The 16,806-nt window shown below is 40.3% G+C and carries 15 protein-coding genes; 9 read left to right on the forward strand and 6 right to left on the reverse strand.

Translation table 11 applies throughout. The features are described from left to right. The first annotated feature begins 158 nt into the window (after positions 1 to 158). On the forward strand, positions 159 to 731 hold the full coding sequence (locus EC846_RS09675) for an undecaprenyl-diphosphatase (protein ID WP_123775043.1): 573 nt from the start codon (positions 159 to 161) through the stop codon (positions 729 to 731). Positions 732 to 818: 87 nt separating this feature from the next. Here EC846_RS09675 and EC846_RS09680 read toward each other — a convergent pair whose 3' ends face one another. The 6 genes from EC846_RS09680 to tssH are packed head-to-tail and all read right to left on the reverse strand — an operon-like array spanning position 819 to position 8,388. Further along, positions 819 to 1,787: a M15 family metallopeptidase gene (locus EC846_RS09680; protein WP_004771187.1), complete on the reverse strand. Its 969-nt coding sequence runs from the start codon at positions 1,785 to 1,787 to the stop codon at positions 819 to 821. 3 nt (positions 1,788 to 1,790) lie between these two features. Beyond that, positions 1,791 to 2,387 carry a hypothetical protein gene (locus EC846_RS09685; RefSeq protein ID WP_123775044.1) on the reverse strand — a complete coding sequence of 199 codons (597 nt, stop codon included), beginning with the start codon at positions 2,385 to 2,387 and terminating at the stop codon, positions 1,791 to 1,793. Between the two features lie 11 nt (positions 2,388 to 2,398). Next, positions 2,399 to 3,208 (reverse strand): type IVB secretion system protein IcmH/DotU, encoded by an 810-nt coding sequence (gene icmH / locus EC846_RS09690; protein WP_004771190.1) that lies wholly within the window; start codon positions 3,206 to 3,208, stop codon positions 2,399 to 2,401. Between the two features lie 10 nt (positions 3,209 to 3,218). Further along, complete coding sequence (gene tssK / locus EC846_RS09695) at positions 3,219 to 4,583, reverse strand: type VI secretion system baseplate subunit TssK (RefSeq protein ID WP_005229252.1); 1,365 nt, start codon at positions 4,581 to 4,583, stop codon at positions 3,219 to 3,221. Positions 4,584 to 4,599: 16 nt separating this feature from the next. Further along, positions 4,600 to 5,691: a type VI secretion system protein TssA gene (gene tssA, locus EC846_RS09700; RefSeq protein WP_005256608.1), complete on the reverse strand. Its 1,092-nt coding sequence runs from the start codon at positions 5,689 to 5,691 to the stop codon at positions 4,600 to 4,602. A gap of 24 nt (positions 5,692 to 5,715) precedes the next feature. Next, the gene (gene tssH / locus EC846_RS09705; RefSeq protein WP_123775045.1) at positions 5,716 to 8,388 is read right to left on the reverse strand and encodes a type VI secretion system ATPase TssH; all 2,673 of its coding nucleotides are present in this window, start codon (positions 8,386 to 8,388) and stop codon (positions 5,716 to 5,718) included. A 376-nt stretch (positions 8,389 to 8,764) separates the two neighbouring features. On the opposite strand from tssH, the gene EC846_RS09710 reads away from it, so the two are divergent. The 8 genes from EC846_RS09710 to EC846_RS09745 all read left to right on the forward strand — a co-directional run bounded on the left by EC846_RS09710 (position 8,765) and on the right by EC846_RS09745 (position 16,781). Beyond that, positions 8,765 to 9,469: a hypothetical protein gene (locus tag EC846_RS09710; RefSeq protein ID WP_004771194.1), complete on the forward strand. Its 705-nt coding sequence runs from the start codon at positions 8,765 to 8,767 to the stop codon at positions 9,467 to 9,469. A 19-nt stretch (positions 9,470 to 9,488) separates the two neighbouring features. Beyond that, the gene (gene tssB / locus EC846_RS09715) at positions 9,489 to 9,992 is read left to right on the forward strand and encodes a type VI secretion system contractile sheath small subunit (RefSeq protein ID WP_004771195.1); all 504 of its coding nucleotides are present in this window, start codon (positions 9,489 to 9,491) and stop codon (positions 9,990 to 9,992) included. Further along, positions 9,985 to 11,469: a type VI secretion system contractile sheath large subunit gene (tssC, locus tag EC846_RS09720; protein WP_005256620.1), complete on the forward strand. Its 1,485-nt coding sequence runs from the start codon at positions 9,985 to 9,987 to the stop codon at positions 11,467 to 11,469. The genes tssB and tssC overlap by 8 nt, the downstream gene beginning before the upstream one ends. Before the next feature lie 51 nt (positions 11,470 to 11,520). After that, positions 11,521 to 12,024 (forward strand): Hcp family type VI secretion system effector, encoded by a 504-nt coding sequence (locus EC846_RS09725; RefSeq protein WP_004654761.1) that lies wholly within the window; start codon positions 11,521 to 11,523, stop codon positions 12,022 to 12,024. A gap of 76 nt (positions 12,025 to 12,100) precedes the next feature. Next, the gene (gene tssE, locus EC846_RS09730; protein WP_004771197.1) at positions 12,101 to 12,577 is read left to right on the forward strand and encodes a type VI secretion system baseplate subunit TssE; all 477 of its coding nucleotides are present in this window, start codon (positions 12,101 to 12,103) and stop codon (positions 12,575 to 12,577) included. A 12-nt stretch (positions 12,578 to 12,589) separates the two neighbouring features. Further along, positions 12,590 to 14,398 carry a type VI secretion system baseplate subunit TssF gene (gene tssF / locus EC846_RS09735; RefSeq protein ID WP_047432189.1) on the forward strand — a complete coding sequence of 603 codons (1,809 nt, stop codon included), beginning with the start codon at positions 12,590 to 12,592 and terminating at the stop codon, positions 14,396 to 14,398. After that, positions 14,362 to 15,357 carry a type VI secretion system baseplate subunit TssG gene (gene tssG, locus EC846_RS09740; protein ID WP_123775046.1) on the forward strand — a complete coding sequence of 332 codons (996 nt, stop codon included), beginning with the start codon at positions 14,362 to 14,364 and terminating at the stop codon, positions 15,355 to 15,357. Before tssF ends, tssG begins: the two co-directional genes overlap by 37 nt. After that, a complete protein-coding gene (locus EC846_RS09745) occupies positions 15,357 to 16,781 on the forward strand; it encodes a hypothetical protein (RefSeq protein WP_123775047.1) in 1,425 nt (474 codons plus the stop codon). Before tssG ends, EC846_RS09745 begins: the two co-directional genes overlap by 1 nt. The last annotated feature ends 25 nt before the right edge of the window (positions 16,782 to 16,806 follow it).

Raw genomic sequence — 16,806 nt, forward strand, 5'->3', positions numbered from 1 at the left:
GTCTATAGATTCTTAGTGAATAAATACGACTAAATCATCAAAATTAAAAATAGCTTAAATCAGGCTAAAAACTATTTTTATCCTTATGATAAATTTAATTTTTCTTTAAGCTATTTTTTTTATCGTGCTGACATCAAATCATCATGGATCGATTGGCAATGTCAATTGAAGATGTAAATATTAATATATTTCAGTGGGTTAATGCCGCTGCGATGCAAAATACATTTTTGGATGAAATCGCGATATTCGCTTCACATAATTTAATTGGCGGTTTATTAGGATTCTTAATCATTTCTGTATTTTTTAAGAATAAAAAATACAGAACACAATTTATTAAAACTTTAATCTTTGTGCTGGTCGCATTGTTATTTACCAACGTTATCCATGCATTCTATTATCATCCGCGTCCATTTGTGATGGGGCTAGGACATACGCTGGTCGGGCATGGTTCAACTTCATCATTTCCTAGCATGCATACGTTGACCGTTGCCACGATTGCTTTTTCTTATTTGCTGTCAGGATTTAGAAAAATAGGAAGTATCGGATTATTACTGAGCGTTATTGTAGGCTGGTCAAGAATTTATGTCGGTGTACATTTTCCTTTTGATGTGATCGGTTCATTTGTTTTTGCATTTATGATTGTATGCGGAACGAATTATATATATGAAGAATATAGAATAAAATTAATGAAAATGATTGCTGTTCCTGTGATCGAGGAAAATATACTTTAAATCATTTTTATTAAAATGCTTGTGGTCACTTTTATTTGCAGTAAAGACAGATAATCATCCATATTATCTGTCGATGTATTTTAAAAACTATGAATCACCTGATTTTGCTGTTAATTGACCTTCAGCAATCAATTGATCCGCCATTTCTTTGGTTTTCTTTAAACCTGGCATACGATATTCGGTATGACCATAATCTTTAATTGACTTCCAGCGACCACCCCAAGTCAAGCCAACTGATTCGGCGACTTGGCCATACAGTTCATAACCCCGCATTGCCCACGGATCTCGTTCACTAATCACGACTTTACCATTACGTTTAAAGGCGACATCGGCTGCCAGACCAAATTGGTGATAACTTTGATAGCCTTTGGCGCGCGTGGTATTCGGGTTGCCCGCCAGCATGTTTTGACGATTTGGACTACGATAACCTTCAAGTAGTACCAATTCATAGCCATGCTGTTCTTTCATGATTTTAAAGACCATGAGCAGACGCTGTTTGTAACGTGGGTTAATTTTATCCCATTTACGATCCACCATTGATGAATCCAGACTGCCATGAGAATGGGTCAACGGCACTTCAATTTGTGAAGCATCAACGCTTGGATCGGTCGTATGTTGAGCCTGATACGCCTCTTCTAAGCGTGTTGCTTCGACAATCGCATCTTGAATAAGAGTTTCATCGACATCTGGTGGAGGACTGAGCATTTCTCCATTGAGTAGGGCATAGACCTGCGGATCAGTTTCTTTTAAGTATTCAGCTTCAATCCGTGTTGAACTAATAGGGCGCGTAAACGCAAAGATCAGAATACTGGCAAATAAAAAGAAACCTGCGATCAGGATCCACCATTGTTGCAAATGCCAATGTGATTGTAATTTTTCTGGAGATGCTGCCTGATGCATATGCTCTGCAAATTGCATGGCATTGGCGATTTTCTTTTTCCCGCTCGGAAGTAAGGATTGTAAAAGCTGCGTACATTTGTAACGCAGCTCATAGGACATCAATAAAGTAAGCCCAATTGCAACCCCGACAAAGCAGAGAAAAATAAACCAGATCATGTGTTACTTGAGTTCATTTACAGCAAAAGGCTTCTGGGTAACTTTAATCTGTACGGTTGCATCAGGTGCTTCCGCTTCTGGCTCTTTGGGTGCGACCACTTTAGCAGGCTGAGCTGCAGGTTTTACCACTTTTGCTGGCACAGCTTCGCTTTTTGGATGAGCTGCTTTTGCTGGAGCAACAGGCTGAGCTGCTTTGGCATTGGGTTCATTGGCAAATGGCGATGCATGTTGTGCCGTTTGAGCAGGCGCAGCAGCAGGTGGCGGAGTACGCTGGAAGAACTTATTCAGGTCATTACTACCTGGTTGAGTAAAGTTACTGTCTTCTTCTGATTCAGTCGATTCATATTGAACAGGAGCCGCCACTTCTGTTGTCTGGGTCGTTTGTTTGGCACCCGGAAGTACCGTGGTATTTTCTTCTACAACCTGAGTCGTTTCGACATATTCACTGGATGATCCTGTTCCTGCGGACAACATAAAGAAAAATAATGTGGTCAAAATAATCCCTGAAATAAATCCAATCAGTAAATAGATCACAGGAGATAATGTTTTTTTCTTATTTGTCTGTAAGATGCGTAAAGAGGTAGTTCTTTCCTGACTCATACTTCAATCAACTAAGGCAAATGGATAGTAATATGTGCTTCTTCTGCTGGCGCTGAAATCACATTTTGATAGGGTGTTAAAGCATTATGATTTTGTTTGTTCAGCATAAACTTTAAACCTGCGAAGGTCAGCGCTGCGAATAACAATAAGAAAATCAGGATCCAGAAAAATGGCAATTCATGATGAATAATATGTTTGATCTGATCTGGAATCGCGGCGAACGGAGAGAATGCTGCTTTTTTGCCTTTGAGATAATCAATTTCATCACCCACACGTGCAACCAGATGATTGAGGCTTTCAACGGACTCAAGACGATATTTGCCTTGAAAACCAAGCAATAAACAGTAATGAAACACTTCAAGCGATGCCAGACGATCTTTGCCGCGACTACGCAGTTGCTCTAGAATCTCAAAAAAGCGATAACCGGCAAGCTGAGAGCCAAATAAACTTAACTGTAACGGGCTGATGAGCCAGCTATTTTGCAAGTTAAAGTAGGCAGCATCTTGTTGCGTTGCAATGGTTTCATCAATCAATGCACAAAACGCATATTTCGCATCATGAATATCATCTGCTGAAAATTGCAGTCGCTTCGCCTGTTGCTCAAAACGGTTGAGTAAATCCAGAATTTTTTCACGAAAATCACTTGGATTTGAGGGGATATAGCGATTACGCAGCAAGAAAACTAAATAAAATCCATCATGTAACAGATCAATCAGATTCGTTGCTTGTGCTTTATTTTGTGGTTGGTCAGAGCTGGGTAAGCCTGAACCAATTTTTCCATCATCAAATAAAGAAGGAATACCAGCTGGATGTTGAGTCATTGTTATTCTCTTAACTATTCATTACAGCAATGAGTTCAATACTAATATCTTGGAAACCTGCTGGCACATAGACACAGATGGATTCTGACTCAAGCATACGTTGATAGAGTTCGTGATGCGGTTCAATTTCGAAGTAACTCACACCTGAACGCACTGGAATTGCTGTTGGGACTTGCATCAAATGATGCAATGGAACCGCAGGCAATGCCGCAATCACGCGTTGCTCTACATCAATGGTGCTACCCACTTTAAAGCGTAACGGCACAATTTGGATGAGTTCATGCGTTTGCATCATGCTGCTCGAGACTGCGATATAAAGACGTGTATCACGGGTAATCTTGTCAGACTCAAGGCTGCCGACCCAGTAAGATGGGCGTGTTTCTTTCAAGGCAATGCTGAAATAGCGGCTCGAAATAATGGTATCCAGCAAATCTCTCAGAATGACATCGAGTTGCTGGAAACTGTCCTGTAACTGATGGTGCTTATAATGCGGTAAATGATCGACATCATAAGCGGTTGAGAAGGTCAGCAGAGAACCAGTCAGACGTAACAACTCAGAGAATAAACGTTCTGGGTGAATTTGCGGATAATGCAGTAAATGATTCAATCCCGCATAGGCCGTATTCAATGCATTGATTAACCAGAATGAAACGATATCTCCTGAACGGAACTCAATCAGTTTTTGCTCGTTTTCACGGTTATTGCTTTGAATGGTTTTAATCTTGGCTTTAATCACATTCAACGTACGTTTTAAGTTGTTGATTAAAGACTCTGACGCAGCCACATGTAAAATTGGTGGAATGAATTTGCTATCCAGCTCAAATGTACCTGAACTTTGGCGTTTTAATCTTCCTACGGCTAAATACAAGAAGCCATCAAGATTTTGTGTCGGTTGAATATGCGGATCAAGCAATTTAAATTCTGCACGACGACGCAACAAACTTAGCTCAGCAGGGCTGGCATCTGTAAACAGGTCGTGTGTTTCTGACAGATAGTTGTGATAACGGCTCGACAGGGAGCGTGTCTCATCGGCAATATTTTTCTTATTTGCCTGTAAAATTGGCAGCGCAAGGTAAACAATCATTTCACCTTGCAGATTTAAATCATCCAGCAATAGCGGTTCTGGTAATAGATCTTGTGCTGGTGCATGATAGATCTCACCATCTTGCCAGATGATTTCAGCTTCTTCTAAAGCCAAGATATGGGTTGAAAGCTGTACTTCATCAAATTTGAGCTTTTGTACGCCATAAGCATGCGGAATTAACGCCCGAACCGTATGATTCAAGCGTTGCTCGTGGTACGTGTCCTGAATCTGGAAATGCTGAGGACGTAAAAACAGGCCCTCACCCCAAAGAATTTTCTCTGCTTTAAACATATCGATTTACCAACAATTATTCGTATTCATTCTTTGGTTGCACGCCGAGCGTATCTTGCAGCATTTGTAATGGATGCTCGTCTTTAATCACTTGGGTTAACCATTCATGCAGCGGCATTTGGCTCCACTTAATGGTTTTTTGCAACATATAGCTCACAGGGCTATGCGGTTCATTCTTTTGGAAATAGGTCGCGATTTCCTGTAAAACGCGCATCGCTTGCTCACGATTTTCAACATGCGATTGAACTTGGGGCTGGAAGGTTGGTTGCGCCTGAACCGCAGTCGGTTGAGTCGTCACGTTTTGTGTTGTCGTGGTCATAGCGGGTTCACTGTCAGTCGCCACGGTTTGAGTCACTTGCTCAAACTGTTCTGTTTTATAAATTTTCTTAAGACTAATATGAATATTATCAAGGCTAGAGTCAATTGCAGCAAAGCTTGGTGAATCTAAGCCAAGTAAACCATCCAGCACATTTTTCAGTGTCGACCACTGTTGAAAAATTTCGGTAAAATGTTGATAGTTTTGGCGCTGGAAAGCTTTATCAGTACTGAGTAAAGCTTGCTCAAACTGTTCTAGCTCACTTGTACTGCTCGCACTTTCATAATCATCACTTTGTTTACGACGGATATTTTCATGGTAAAGAAAATTATCATAGTCGAGTAAATGATAAAAAGGTGCGTGATTGATCAAAGGAACTTTTTTAATCAGCAATGGTAACTGGTTAATTAAACCCTGTAACAGCCCAATACGTTGATCCAGATCATCATCTTCTACTTCTGGGTGAAGTGTCAGCCAATACTGCTCAAGCAAGCGGTGACTGAGCTCAAGGCTCTTCGCGATACCTTCAAAGCCATATAGATTTGCCCAGGCTTCAGAAAGCCAAGTGAGGATACGGATATCTTTACTTTTGGTTTGCAGCAAATCAATCGATGTTGCTGCAACAAAATCCCAATCTGCCTGTTTCGGTTCCGTGACCCAATCGCCTTGATCAAGCAAAAGATCATCTTGAGTTCGGGCCTTTTTAATGGCATGGAACTCATTTGAAAAAGAGTAATCTTCACCACAAGGTGATTGCTCATTAATCGGTGTCAGTAATGGGTTAATATCCATATGTATCACAGTGTTGGCTCAATCTTAAATTTCAGCTTTCGCTTTTTTGCTGGTACGCTTTTTCGTGGTTTTTACAACAGGATCAAGCTGATAGATGATTTCATCATCTTTGGTATCAATATTGATCAGTTTCGGCAATTTATGATCAGCCAGCGCCACCAGAATTTCTGTTGCCAGCGCTGGTAAAACGGTCGAATTTAAAATGTTGTCCACATTTCGCGCACCACTATCGACTTCAGTACAGCGACTTAAAATCAGTTCAATTAAATCTTCTGAATATTGAACCTGAGTTGCATATTGTTTTTCAATACGCGCAACAATTTTCCCAAGCTTGTGTTTGATGATACGAACCAGCAAATCATCATGTAAAGGGAAGTAAGGCACAATACGCATACGACCAATAAATGCTGGCTTAAACTGTTTATATAAGCTTGGCTTTAAATGCTCGACCAAGTCATCTGCATTTGGCCATTCTTCTACAGGTTGATTTAAGCAGGCCTGCATGATGGCACTTGAGCCCGTATTCGAGGTTAGAATGATAGTGGTGTTTTTAAAATCGATTACACGACCTTCACCATCTTCTAAAGACCCTTTGTCGAAGACCTGATAAAACAGTTCCTGAACGTCGCTATGCGCTTTTTCAATTTCATCCAGAAGTACAACACTATAAGGGTTACGACGTACTGCCTCAGTTAAAACACCGCCTTGACCATAACCGACATAACCCGGAGGCGCGCCTTTTAATGATGAAACTGTATGTGCTTCCTGATATTCAGACATATTAATGGTGATGAGATGCTGTTCACCGCCATATAATTCATTGGCCAAGGCAAGGGCGGTTTCAGTTTTACCCACACCACTTGGGCCGATCAACATGAATACACCTTGCGGTTTATTTGGATCTTCCAGCTTGGCTTTAGAGGTCTTGATGCCTTTTACCAATTGATTTAATGCATAATCCTGACCCATGACACGCTCGCCTAGCTTATCTTCAAGGGTTAGAATCTGTTTAATTTCATCATTTACCATATTGCCAACTGGAATACCGGTCCAGTCTGAAATAATCTCATTGATGATACGTGCATTGACACGCTCAAAGACCAATGGAGTCTGACCTTGTAACTGAGAGAGTTCAGCTCTTAATGCTGCAATTTGTGCATTATTTTCATCATTATTATCTTGAGTGCTGAGCTGCTGAATCTGTTTAACCAACGCCAGTTCTTGCTGCCACTTAAGCTCAATATCCTTAATTTCTTTATCTAAAGAGGCCAATTGCTGATTGAGATCTTCTAAACGTTCGTGATGAATCGGGAAGTGCTGATGCTCATTGGTCAAAATTTGCTGTTCTAATTTCAGGTTGTGCTGTTGTGCCTTTAATTGATCTAAAACGACAGGTTGCGCATTTTGCGTCAAGGCAACACGAGCGGCCGCAGTATCTAGAACACTAACGGCTTTGTCTGGAAGCTGGCGACCACTGATATAACGATGCGACGCTTGAACGGCCGTAATAATCGCCTGATCTTCAATATGCAGATTGAAATGATTCTGCATGACAGGAATCATGGCACGTAACATATCAATGGCGACTTCTTCAGTCGGTTCTTCAATCTTAACCACCTGAAAACGACGACTTAAAGCCGCATCTTTTTCGAAGTATTGTTTGTATTCAGCCCAAGTGGTTGCAGCAATTGTTCTGAGTTCACCACGCGCCAAAGCTGGTTTAAGCAAGTTGGCAGCATCATTTTGACCTGCCTGACCACCAGCACCGATCAGCGTATGTGCTTCATCAATAAATAGAATAATCGGATGAGTTGAAGATTGAACTTCCTGAATCACTTGTTTCAAACGATTCTCGAATTCACCTTTAACACTGGCACCTGCCTGTAATAAGCCCATGTCTAAAACATGCAAGTGAACGTTTTTAAGTGCTTCTGGCACCAGTCCTTGTGCAATCTTTAATGCAAGACCTTCTACAACCGCTGTTTTACCTACACCAGGTTCGCCCGTCAGAATCGGGTTGTTCTGGCGACGACGCATCAGGATATCGAGCATTAAACGAATTTCGAACTCTCGACCAATAACAGGATCAATTCCTCCTTGTTTTGCTTTCTCTGTCAGGTTAATCGTATATTGATCCAGCGCAGGCGTTTTTACCGTCGTTGTAGTGGTGACTTGAGTGTCATCTGACGATAGGTCAGACGCAGCAGAGGGTTCGGTTGCAGGTTGTTCCGTGCTTTTTCCGCAAATATCCAGAAACTTATGTTTCATGGTATCAATTGGGAAAAGCTCAAATAGGCTAGATGCTCGGAAAGCAATCTGTTGTAAATCTGGCGCAGTGAGTAGGGCGATCAATAAATGACTGCTACGAATCACGGGTGTTTGCTCAGCAGACGCTAACAACCATGCCTGTTCAAATAATCTTACAATTGATTTAGCAAAAATAGGGGTGCGGGTATTGCCTTTTGGTAAAGAACCGATGGTTTCTTTTAAATCATTAATTAAGGCTTCAGCAGAGATATTATTTTTTTTTAATAAAATGTGTAAATCATTGGCAGGAGTTTGATTTAATAACTCAACCAGTAAGTGTTCAATCTCAATCTCATAATTTAATTGGTTAATACAGTAATTTGCTGACTTTTCTAATGCAGTACGAGTAGGAGGTGATAGTTTTGTAATTAAAACCTTTAAGTTACTCATTTAATACTCACAGTAATTTTTAAATACCAAGTTCTATTCGGTACGTATTAACTTGATATGGTTGTTTTCTCTTAAAAAATATTTTTTGAATAAAATCAAAAACTTAGCTAAACTCTACACGAGTATACAGATTATTCTACAACAAAAAATGTCACTTTTAAACAAAAAATGCACGCTATTTAAGTTTTTTTTTACAAGAATGTCTGTCATGAAACTTTAATAATGTTAATAAACGTAACTGGTATTGACTTTATGTGTGTTTTTTTTGTTAAATTCGCGGAAATGATGTAAATGTACAAAAATTGACGAGTAAGAGGGTTTTTTAACAATAATTGTCAGCTCTTCAATTATAAGTTAAATAATGACGAGGCATATTTTGAAAAAAGGTATTGTAATATCAATTCTTTGTATAGCGACTGGTTTAATCGGCAATTCAGTTTATGCTGAAGAGCAGGCGGCGAAACCAATTAAATTAAAAAGCAAATGTATTAAACAGAATCCGTTGGTGGCGAACCAAACGGATCAAACGCTATTGGGAATTTATCAACAAGTTTGTGATAAAGATAATGCTTCACGCGTCAATGACCTGTTAGCTCAAGCAGCAATGCGCATGTATGAAATCAAGCAACCAATGAATGCCTTGAAACTGGCAACACAATTACAAGAGCAAAATGTACGTGGCGCGGCGTTAACCGATGTTGCTTTTCTAGCGAGTGTTGAGCTTGCCAATGAAGCCCTTCAGCATATGCGCTCAAGTGAAATGCGTTACTTAAGTAATGAATTGACTTACCCACCTGCAAAACAGTTGAGTGATGATATCCGTGCGGCGGTACCAGCACCTGATACCTCAACCAGTAAAGCAATTACTGACGAATCTTTGAAAAAAGAGGTTCGAAATACGTCGTCGAATACAAATACTCGACGTACAACAAACAGAAAAGCACCTACAACCCAACCAGCACGTAATAATGTAACTCGTACAGCTGCGCCAAAACGACAGGCGCCAGCGACACCAGCAGTTACTAAACAACCAAATACTGTTCAAAAGACAGGTTCGAATCCTTTTGATTCGTTGAAATAATAAGCAAGGGTAGAAAGTTATGGCAAAGAGAGAAAGCGTACAGAAGAAACTGCAACGCATACGTCCTCCTCGTGTTCAGCTGACATATGATGTTGAAGTTGGTGATGGCAAAGAGTCAAAAGAACTCCCTTTTGTTGTCGGCGTTATGGGTGACTTCTCAGCAGCATCTGAGTTAGAGAAAACCAAATTAAAAGATAAGAAATTTATCAATGTCGACCTCGATAACATTGATGAAGTTATGGAATCACTGGCACCACGCGCAGCTTTTCAAGTTGAGAATACCTTGACTGAAGAGGGTGGTCGCATGTCTGTTGATTTAACGTTTAATTCAATGGAAGACTTCCGCCCAGAGCAAGTTGTACAACAGGTTGATCCATTACGTAAACTGGTTGCTGCGCGTGAGCGTTTAACTGATTTGCGCAACAAGATTTCAAACAGCGAACGTTTGGAAGACTTGCTAGATGAAGTATTGAAAAATACTGATCAAATCCGTCAATTGAGTGCGGAGGCTGACAATGAGTAATTTACAAGCTGCTGCTGCGGCAAATAATGTAGAAGCTGAATCAGCGAATCTACTTGACTCAATCGTTGAGCAAAGCCGTATTGCACGTAATGATGATGAGCATGTTCGTGCAAAAAGTCTGATTGGCGAGCTCGCGAAAGAAGTGATGGCGGGAACCATTACGGTTTCTGAGAACATGACGCTATCGATTGATAAGCGTATTGCTGAAATTGATGCATTAATTTCGAATCAGCTTAGCGAGATCATGCACCATGAGCAATTCCAGAAAATTGAATCGACATGGCGTGGTCTTTACTATTTCTGCCAAGAAACACCGTCTAACTCAATGATTAAGATTCGTATGTTAAATACGACGAAAAAAGAGTTGGTAAAAGACTTTCAGGGTGCTACTGATTTCGATCAAAGCACACTGTTCAAAAAGATTTATGAAGAAGAATATGGCTCATTCGGTGGTGCACCGTATGCGGCCCTGATTGGTGATTTCGAGTTCGATCGTACACCATCAGATATGTATTTACTGGAACAAATCTCACATGTTGCTGCTGCGGCACATGCACCATTTGTTTCAGCTGCAAGCCCAAGTATTTTAGGTCTTGAATCATTTACTGATATTGATCGTCCACGTGATGTTTCAAAAATCTTTGAAACAGCGGAATACGTTCAATGGCGTTCTTTCCGTGACAGTGAAGATTCACGTTACGTTGCATTGACCATGCCACATGTCTTGGGCCGTCTGCCATACCATCCAAAAGAAGGGACTGCGACTGAAGGTTTCAACTTCATCGAGGATGTCTCTGGTGAAAACCATGATGATTATTTATGGATGAATGCGGCATATGCCTTTGGTACACGTTTAACCAATGCATTTGATATGCATGGCTGGTGTGCGGCGATTCGTGGTGTAGAGGGTGGTGGTCTGGTTGAAGGCTTGCCAGTACATACCTTCAAGACTTCAGATGGCGAAGTGGTATTTAAATGTCCAACTGAAATTGCAATTACAGATCGTCGTGAGAAAGAACTGAGTGATCTTGGTTTCATTCCACTCGTTCACTGTAAAAATACAGACTACGCTGCTTTCTTTGGTGCGCAATCGACACAGAAACCGAAGAAATATGACAGCGACACGGCCAATGCCAACTCTGCACTTTCGAGCCAGATCCAGTACATCATGGCGGTTTCACGTATTGCACATTACTTAAAAGCAATGATGCGTGACAAAGTCGGAAGTTTTGCATCTGCAGGCAATGTTGAAGCCTTCTTAAATGAATGGTTATCTCAATATGTCTTGCTAGATGATGGTGCATCTCAAGAAGCAAAAGCACAATATCCGCTTCGTGAGGCATCTGTAAAAGTTGTAGAAGATCCGGCTCAACCGGGTCACTACAAGTCTGTGGTTTTCTTAAGACCACATTTCCAGCTGGATGAGTTGTCTGTTTCTTTACGACTCGTGACTGAACTACCTCAGTCCTCAAATTAACAATGAGATCAGCTAGATAATAACTTTAAATAAAATAGAGGTAATTTTTAAATGAAAGATATATATGTTGAGTTTCGTGGCAAATATAAGGTAGACGGAGAATCTCGCGATTCTGAACACAAAGGTTGGCTTGAAGTTAACTCTTGGTCTCATAACATTCGTCAACCAAAATCTGCAACTTCAAGTAGCGTTGGTGGTCATACTGCTGAACGTGTTGAACACTCAGACATGATCTTCGTTAAAGATTTGGATGCAACTAGTCCAAAACTTTGGGAAGCTTGTTCAGCTGGTTATACATTTGATGAAGTACAAATCGATTACTACCGTGCAAATGGTGACAAGCGTATCAAGTACTTACAAATCAAATTGAAACACGTTCTTGTTTCAAGTGTAACTCCAACTGTGAATGAGGAAGGCGTTCCTACTGAAACATTTGGTTTGAAATATGCTGCTGTTGAGTGGACATATAACCAACAAGACATTAACGGTACTGCGAAAGGTGCTGTTACTAAGAAATGGTCACTTTCTAACAACACAGCGTCATACGCTGCGTAATAGAAATCGTGATGTTCTAGTAGAGGTTAATAGTTGCCTATTAGCCTCTATTTTTCCAAGATATTGTTCTTAAAAAATGAATTTAGATCATTTATATCCTTACGGTTTTCGGTCAACTTTGTTTGATCGTCTGGTGCCTGAGCAGGAAGATTATTTAAGAGGAATGTCGATTCAGCAATTACGAGAGTCTGTCGCTCGTGATCTGGAAGACTTGCTCAATAGTCGAATTGCACAATTTGATCGTGATATGGATGAATATCCACTCGCCAAGAAATCTATCTTGCAGTTTGGAATTATCGACTTCGTTGGCCTATCAACAGCCAATCCCCTAGATCGGGATAAAATTTGCCAGTCAATTGAGCAGTCAATTGCAGCACATGAGCCAAGATTGAGACAGATAAAAGTAGAAATGTTATTAGATGGTCACAATATGGGTTCACTTTGTTTAAGCATTCAAGCTTACTTAAACATACATCCTTTATATGAGCCGGTGTTCTTTGACGCTTTACTCAAACCCACAACACAACAATATGTTATTTCTGCCAGAACTTAGTGTGAGCGAACTGTGATAGAGCAACTTTTACCGTATTATGAAAAACAACTACAAGAATTCGGTCAACAATCCAGAGAGTTTGCGCAGAAGTATCCAAAAATTGCGCAGCGACTTTCCCTAAATCAGGAACAGATTGATGACCCGCATATTGAACGGTTAATTCAAGCTTTTTCCCTGATCGCTGCACGTATTGATAAAAAATTAGAAGACAGTTACGACGTATTTACCCATTCTTTGTTTGAGGTGATGTTTCCTCAATATTTACGTCATTTCCCCGCGTGTACGGTTGTTAGCTTTGAAGATATTAATAAACTAAAACAGCTTACGGCTGCCCATATTATTCCGCAAAAAACAGCTTTGAAATCGCGTAGCTTTAAAGGGGTTCAATGTGAGTTTAATACCACCAATGATGTTCGCTTATTGCCGATTTCATTGACACAGTTAGAGTTTCAAACCTCGCCCAGTACCCACATGCATTTGAATCAGAATGCCACTTTGAGCCTAAAATTTGAAATTTTTAATGATGCACAAAAGTGGATACTGGATGAAAAATTGCCGATTTATCTGGATGCAATCTCGAACTTTCCATTGCAGGTTTTGGACAGTATTTTCCGCAAAGATACTGGCTTCGCCCTACGTGTTGGGCAGCGCGTGGTCGAAATCAGTAATCCATTTGAGGTGATGGGTTTTACCGAACAGGAAAGCCTGTTACCGATTGATCAGCATACCCATCATGCTTATCGTTTACTGATGGAATATTTTTGCTTCCCTGAAAAATTCAATTATCTGAATCTGGATTTAAGCCGCTTAAAAGGGCTGCTTAACCAGCAAAATCAGTTTGAAATCCTGATTCATCTCAAACTGAATTTAAATGATCAGGCAGTGGTACGGAATTACTCTGAGCTGAATATCGCCAACTTTAAGTTATTTACCACACCTGCCATCAATCTGTTTGAAAAACAGGCTGAGCCGCAGAAAATTTCCCATACCCAATTACAATATCCATTGATCACCGATGCGCATCATCCTGAGCTTTATCAGGTCTATTCTGTGATTGAAATGAATATGGTGCGTGAGAAAACCAATCAGGAACAAACTCATCTTCCTGTATTGCCATTTTTTGCGATGAGCCATTACCAAAACGATAAAGTACAGTTCTTTTATTCGTTGAATTACGTGCCTGCACAAAATAAAACTACACAAATGGGCTATTCAATCGTTTCAAAACATTTGAAACCTTATGAAATTAAATCAGATTTTATTAGTACTCGCTTACTTTGCTCAAACGGTGATTTGCCGCATGAGGCTTTAAGCCAAAGTAATAATATCCTGAATCTGAATGACAGCAGTCTGGCGCGACGCGCATTGATTTTAAAGCGTCCGACATCGCCTTTCCATTTTGACAAAAATAAAAATGAACAGTGGCGTATTATTTCCCATCTTTCACTCAATACTTTAGCATTGATGAAAGGGGATGCCTTGAGTCATGTTAAAGAGCTGTTGGCCTTATATAATTTACCGCATTCAAAAGAAAATATTTTACTCATTGATGCGCTCAAGCAGCTCAGCTTTTCAACCACCAATAAACTGGTGAACTCTAAACCTTTCCCGATGTTTATTCGCGGGGTTAAAGCCGAACTTGCCGTCAACAAGAGCGTATTTAGAGGCCATAGTTTATATATTTTCAGTCAATTGCTTAGCCATATTTTCAATCTGAAAGTTCAGATTAACAGTTTTGTCGATGTGGTCGTGAAAGACAGTCTTAATCAGCAGGAGATATACCAATGCGTGCAGAACGTTGGTGGCAAGACTCTTCTGTAGTCGACCAGATTTTTAAAAAAGCAGGCTCATTTGAGTTTATTCAGTCGACGCGTTTATTACGTCATTTACCTGCGCCATCTCGTCAGCAGGATTGGTCCGATGACTTTAAGTTTGGAACGTCATTCAGCCTAAGTTTCCCTGCGACCGAAATTGAAGAACTGAGCTATCAGGATGAACGTATTCATTTGACCAATCTGGTGGTCGGTCTCACCGGTACACAGGGTGCACTACCTTATACCTATACCAATAAATTAAAGCAGAGTTCGCGTCAGCAACGTCAGGAAATTAAAGCATTTTTAGGCTTGTTTAACCATAAGCTCACGACAAAATATGTCGATGCCAGCATTGCCTATAATCTCCCTGTTCGCTATGAGATTGAACAAAAAAATCATTATCTCGATATTTTACATGCCTTAAATGGTTATATTCGTTCCCAGCACGAACAGCATGATTTGGATGAATATTTTGCTGAATTTTCTGGCTTGATGCAGGGACAGAATAATACTGCGCATGCCTTGAAAACCATTCTAGGACGTGTTTTTGATACCCAAGTGCAGATTCAGGAATTTATCAAAGAAAAATTCCAGTTGGGCGACGAACAGAAAACCACTTTAGGCGGTAGTAATCCAAGTTTACTGGGCATTAATACTTTCTGCGGGGATACCGTTGAGCAAATTGACGGGAAAATTGAAATTCAAATTGGCCCACTAAGCCGCGAACAATATCTGGCTTTTTTACCGAATCAGCCGCTAAATAAAAAATTAAAAGATCTGATTCAGACTTGGTGTAGTCCGACACTTTTTATTGATGTGCGGTTAATTCTTGATAAAAATGAAATCAGTCCGATTTGTCTGGATTCATCCCATGAAATGGGCTTGGGGCAGGGTGCATTTTTAATGCCATCGGTACAGTTACAACATAACAGTGAAACGCGTTATGCGCTTTTAGGAGCTGCATAATGATCAAGAAAATACTCGCGACTTTAATCACCTGTTTTATTCTGGTTGCACTGATTGTGATCTTCTATTGGAGAGATACGCAATATTTACCTGAATCAGCCGATCTGATCAATTATTTCCTGATTCTGCCTATTGTCATTACATTTGTGTTGCTTTCGCCTTGGTTGATTTATAAAGGCTACCAAAAATATAAAGAGAAAAAGCAACAAGCTTTGGCCGCTGAGCAAAATAACAATACAGCAGAGGATGAGCAAGCACCTGTCGCGCAAGAAAGTAAGTGGTTGAATGTTAATTTGTATTCCGCTGCCGCTTATAGTGCATTGGGTGAAAATGATGCCATCCTGACAGGGATTAAAGAATTTGCCAGTCCACAGCTCGATCCACATTTATTGAGCTTTCAGGGATTACCGATTTTATCCTATCGTATTGAAGAGCTGGATCAGCAAGTCAGTCAGGATGAAGAGGATGAATCGCAGTTTTTATCTATTCGGCAACAGCGGATCATGGCGCTGATTCTGCATCAGATTGAACAGCACAGTGATATTCTAGTTTCTATTTCAGACCATTTAAAGCGGTCTAGTCTGTTTTATGAAAGCCAGAATTTGCATGAATATCGTATGCATCCTGCATGGATTGACCCGAGTTTTTCGGGAGAAGAGCAAAGTGAAGAGATTCAGATCGAGAAGGTTTACCGCTTAGATAAGCTAAATTTACATATTTTGCTGTCTGAAGATGTTGTTCATACCTGGAATGACCAAAGTAGTAATGAAATGATCCAGACGATTTTCTATGGTCTGGGCATCATTCCGCAAAAATTCCATATTGAATATCATTTTATCAGTGCAGCATCGACGGATCAGAATGTGGTCGAGTTAATCGAACGGATTCAAAAGCAGCCGAATGAAATTTCATTGATCATTACTGCAGACTCGGAAATTGATCAGGAAATCGTGGATGAAAAGGTATGGGGCATGAGTGCCTATACGCCTGCTGAATTTGTCGGTAGTAGTTGTGTGGCGCATCCAGATGTACAGCTGCTACAGCAACAGCCTTTAAAAACGTTAAAGCTGGTCTCTCATCAAAATAATTTAGACCAAATATTCAAAGAGCTAGAAATACATGATTTACCACAATACCAAGATGAAGAACCTTTTGTACTGGTGGTCGAGGATGGCACCGATATCAAGGTGGTCAAAAAGCTGGATCAGTTTTTTGCACAAAGCCCAGTAGAGCAGCATCATTATTTATATTGTAAACCTGCTGCTGGGAATACCCAGAACGTGGCAAAAGTTTTTGGATTGATGTTGGGGGCACATCTTCCAGATCAACAGGTTGCCTTTGTTTATGGACAAAATTTAAAAGCATTTATTCAAACTTTCCCAGAGATCTCACCAGATCAGGAAAGTGTAGCAATTGCTGATTGATTAACTTTATTAAGAATTTGAGAAC

The organism is Acinetobacter sp. BIGb0102 (genome assembly GCF_003815055.1).
GTDB classification, from domain to species: Bacteria; Pseudomonadota; Gammaproteobacteria; order Pseudomonadales; family Moraxellaceae; genus Acinetobacter; species Acinetobacter vivianii.